We start from the raw sequence: 3,961 nt of genomic DNA, 5'->3' as shown, positions 1-3,961 counted from the left end.
TTTGTCACCCACGGCAAGAAACACGGCACCGGTCTGGGAATGGCGATCACCAAGCGCATCGTCGAGTCCCACGGCGGGAGCATCGACTTCGAATCACGGGCGGGCGAGGGGACGACCTTCGTGATCCGCATTCCCCGCGAAGCCCCGAGCGCTTCCTGAGCACCGGGCCAACGCCCCAAAAGGAGCCCCGTTATGCCGCTTTACGAACTGACCTGCCCCTACTGCGAGGCCAACATTCCCCTGGACGCCGGCGTCTCCAACGGCGACGAGGTCTACTGCTCCTACTGCCACTGCCCGGTCATCGCCCAGCGCCTCGATCGCGACCGCTGGCTCGGCATGCAGACCGAGGAATGGGACGCGATCAAAAAGCGCCGCAAGGATGCCGAGAACAAGATGTCTGATGAGGATCGGTAGGGGGGGCTGTGTTGGGGTAAATTGCTATCATTATCACTACAGATATATTAGCTTGCTCGGCATTCGTCGAAGTCTGGAGTTGATTGGTGCTCAAGCAGTGGGACTCAGGTGGGGTAAGATGCGATTTGCCAGTCATTCGAGCATTAATGAGCGCGCTCACGATATTGATTCTTCTATGTATCGTATCGTGCGGCGGGGACGCTGGCCCGCTGGTGCTGCAGCCGCTCGGCGTTCCATTTGAGACGAATCGACCAATTGAACGAACGGGTCCCGGAGTATTCGCATTTCCGGCGCTCTCTTCCGATGGCCGCTATTTGGCGTTTGCAGCCATGGGTTCCAGCTACCTTTCTGGGGGGGCTGATCAGACTGAAATCCTTGTGCGTGACCGTCAGATCGCTACGTTTGAATTGATCAGCGTTGATTCTAATGAAGTCAGCGCAAATGAATCGAGTAGTGATCCTTTTTCTCCCCGAACGTTGGACATTTCCGGTGATGGCCGCCGTGTTGCGTTCACATCTAAAGCCACCAATCTTGTGTCTACTGACTCGACGAACGGGTATGACATATTTGTTCGAGACCGATCGAGCGGGGTTACCGAGCGCGTCAGTATCGCCTCAAATGGTGATGAGGCGAACGGCAACTGTTTTGGGCCGTCGATTTCAGATGATGGTAAGTTTGTGGCGTTCTATTCTGGCGCAACTAATCTGGTGGCGGATGACACGAATGCCGCTCAGGACGTATTCGTCCGTAGCCTACAGTCTCAGACGACTATTCGGGTGAGCGTTGCAGCTGGTGGAGCCCAGGCAAACGGAAACAGCCAGAACAATCCAGGACAACAAAACAATCCGGGGCTTTCGTCGAATGGGCGATTTGTAGTGTTTCAATCGGATGCAACAAACCTGGTTGCAGCTGACACGAACTCGTCAACAGATATTTTTGTGCGTGACCTTGGGGATTCCGTTACGGAACGAGTTAGTGTCAGTTCAGATGAAATCGAAGGGAATGAGCAGAGCTGGCTGGCAGCCATCTCAGGTAATGGGCGATTCGTCGTTTTCTTGTCATCGGCATCCAATCTTGTCCCGTCGGATGCCAACGGCAATGGCGCTGATCTTTTTGTGCGTGATCGTGTTTCAGGGACCACTGAGCGAATAGCGCTTGGCACTGGTTACAGCGGGGGCTCAAATCGCTCTCTGTCGTTGTCAGGCAATGGAGGCTTGATTGTCTTCGATGCGGATAACTCAGATCTCGTCCCATTGGATACGAATGGGGTCTCAGACATTTTTGTGGTTGATCGAAACGCGGATAGTATTGCCAGAGTTAGCATTGGTATTGATAATAACCAATCGAACGGTGCGAGCATGTTTCCTGCGATCTCAGGCGACGGCGCTTATGTATCGTTTGAGTCTTCCGCGACAAATTTGGTCGGCGGTGCATCGGGCGTTTTCGTAGCACCGAACCCTTTGTCCCCCTAGGTAATTCTCTGCTAGGCCCTTAAGGGGCTCACGGTGCTGATTGAACACTTCCTCACTCTGGGTCCACACATAATTCCATGTAAATTCTGCGGGTCATCTCGGGTCATTTCGGTCCATCTTGGGCCATCTTGGGTCACGCTCCTTGCGTGAGTTTCTTTCTTTCCCATACTGAAAACAGACGGGCCGACAGGCCCAACGGTGTTGCGCTCCCCCGCTGACGGGGGAGCTGGCCGGGCAAGGCCCGGACTGTGGGGGCGCCCCGGCACGCAGCCCCCTTGGGCGTTTCTCGCCCATCTCCCCCCGGCAGCGGGGGGGAGAGCTGATGCGTGGCGCTTTGCGCGCATCTCCAGAGCGAGGACCCCTTCGACGGATTCGACAGGCTCACCGCAGGCAGGCTCAGGACAGGGAGAAAAAAAATCGGAATTTGTAAACACGGCCCGCCATCCGCCTTCGCGCAAGGCTTCGGCGGACAGAAAAAAATCACGGAAATGGAAGGGAGCGAAAGGTGAGCGAAGACTCACATTGAAACAGCGGGGCGCTGAAGGCCCCAGGCGGCGCGAAGCGCGCTCAGGGAACAAGCCGCGGGAGCGGCCCGAAGTAGCGGCCCCAGCAGTAGAGCCGGCTCTTGCGGGTGCCGCAGGTCTGGTCGATCTCTACGGTGACGCTGGTCCAGCCGTCCTCGCCAACAAGCACGGCTTCGCGGTGGTCCTCGGTGGTGCCGTCGCCGAGCTGGCCGTATTCGTTGGCGCCGCGGCAGTAGAGCGAGCCCTTCACAATGAGGCAGGCGTGGCGGGGGCTTTGCCCCTCCTCTTGGGGGGCGGCTGAGCCAGCGCCTGCATCCTTGAGGGAGGAAGTCATGGGCGCCGCGGTGATGACGTGGCTCTGCGCGGCCGGAAGCAGGACCTCGGCCGCGTCGGATACGCTGTATTCGGGCTCGCCGGCCTGGGTGTCGAGGAAATAGAACACTGCGCCCGCGCTGCCGCGCTCGATGATGAGAAAGCTCACGGGCACTGCGCATTCCTCATCGGCATAGAAGCTCGCCGACTCCGGGCCGCCAAATTCGAGGGTCACGTGGGCGGGCATCTTCACGGTGCGGCCTTCGGTGTCCTGGACCTCGACTTCGTTCACCGTGGAGCAGGCGCCCTCCTGCACGGTCTTCATGGGGGAGACCATCACGAGGCCGAGCGGGAAGCTCGGCGCCGTGACCTCAATGGACGCGCTCGCCACGCCCGAGGTGCCGCCCTGGAAATCATGGACGATGAAGTCGAACCCGTCGGTGCCGTAGTAACCCGGGTCGGGCGTATAGATGAGCGTCATGGGGGCATAACCCACATAGCGATTGATGAGGCCGTGGGCAGTTCCGCCCACGATCTCGATGAACAGGCTCGCTTCGGGCGCGTCGGGGTCGGTTCCGCTCACCACAATGGCGACGGAGGTATCGAAGCGCGTCGTCACGGGCGCCGGGGGCACTCCCACCGGCGGGTCGTTCACGGCCAGCACGCGGATGTCGACGCTCACGGGCTCGGACCGGTTCGACTTGGCGTCGCTGACCAGAAAGGTGAGCGAATCGGGGCCGGAGTAATCGGGCCCGGGCGTGTAGGTGATCTGCAGCGGGGCCGGTCCGCTCTGCACGCTCAGCATGCCGAAGGCCGGAAGGGAAGTGACGAGCACCTGGAGGGAGGCGTCGGAACCCTTGCTGGCGATCTTGGCGAAACTGCCGGTGAGCGTGATGCTCACCGGGGTGTCTTCGTAGGCGTAGATCCTGCCCGGATCGATGGCGACGGGCCGGAGGGTCGTGGGGCTGGTGCTGGCCCCGTTGCCGATAATGCCGCCATCGTTCTGGGGACAGCCGGCGCAAAGGCTCACCAGCGCAAGGCAGAGCACAAGCAACTTCCTACTCATCGTCGCTGCGCCTCGTCACGGGAATCGCCTGGATGCCCACGATGTAGACCTCGTCGGAGGGATCGGGGGCGCGCACCGACTTGCTGCCCTCGTAGAGAATGTCCTGGAGGTATTCCATGTTGCGGTTGCAGAGCTCCTCGTATTGCTCGCGGGAGAGTTTAACCGTCATGGAC

At 59.7% G+C, this 3,961-nt stretch carries 5 protein-coding genes; 3 read left to right on the top strand and 2 right to left on the bottom strand.

Annotated elements, in window-relative coordinates; translation table 11 throughout:
• The 3 genes from KDH09_06165 to KDH09_06155 form a co-directional block, all read left to right on the top strand.
• The coding region (locus KDH09_06165; protein ID MCB0219263.1) for a HAMP domain-containing histidine kinase at window positions 1-159 on the top strand (159 nt) is incomplete at its 5' end.
• 33 nt (window positions 160-192) lie between these two features.
• Window positions 193-414, top strand: a complete 222-nt coding sequence (locus KDH09_06160) for a hypothetical protein (GenBank protein ID MCB0219262.1) — start codon at window positions 193-195, stop codon at window positions 412-414.
• Between the two features lie 86 nt (window positions 415-500).
• Complete coding sequence (locus KDH09_06155; protein ID MCB0219261.1) at window positions 501-1,886, top strand: PD40 domain-containing protein; 1,386 nt, start codon at window positions 501-503, stop codon at window positions 1,884-1,886.
• Window positions 1,887-2,453: 567 nt separating this feature from the next.
• Here KDH09_06155 and KDH09_06150 read toward each other — a convergent pair.
• Both KDH09_06150 and KDH09_06145 read right to left on the bottom strand, forming a co-directional pair.
• Entirely contained in the window at window positions 2,454-3,788 is a 1,335-nt protein-coding gene (locus tag KDH09_06150; GenBank protein MCB0219260.1) for a hypothetical protein, read from the bottom strand.
• A partial coding sequence (locus KDH09_06145; protein MCB0219259.1) for a hypothetical protein occupies window positions 3,781-3,961 on the bottom strand: 181 nt, incomplete at its 5' end. The genes KDH09_06150 and KDH09_06145, both read right to left, overlap by 8 nt.

This window comes from Chrysiogenia bacterium, from assembly GCA_020434085.1.
GTDB lineage: Bacteria > JAGRBM01 > JAGRBM01 > JAGRBM01 > JAGRBM01 > JAGRBM01.
Note: the sequence above shows the minus strand (reverse complement) of the source record. Positions and strands in the feature narration are given on the sequence as shown.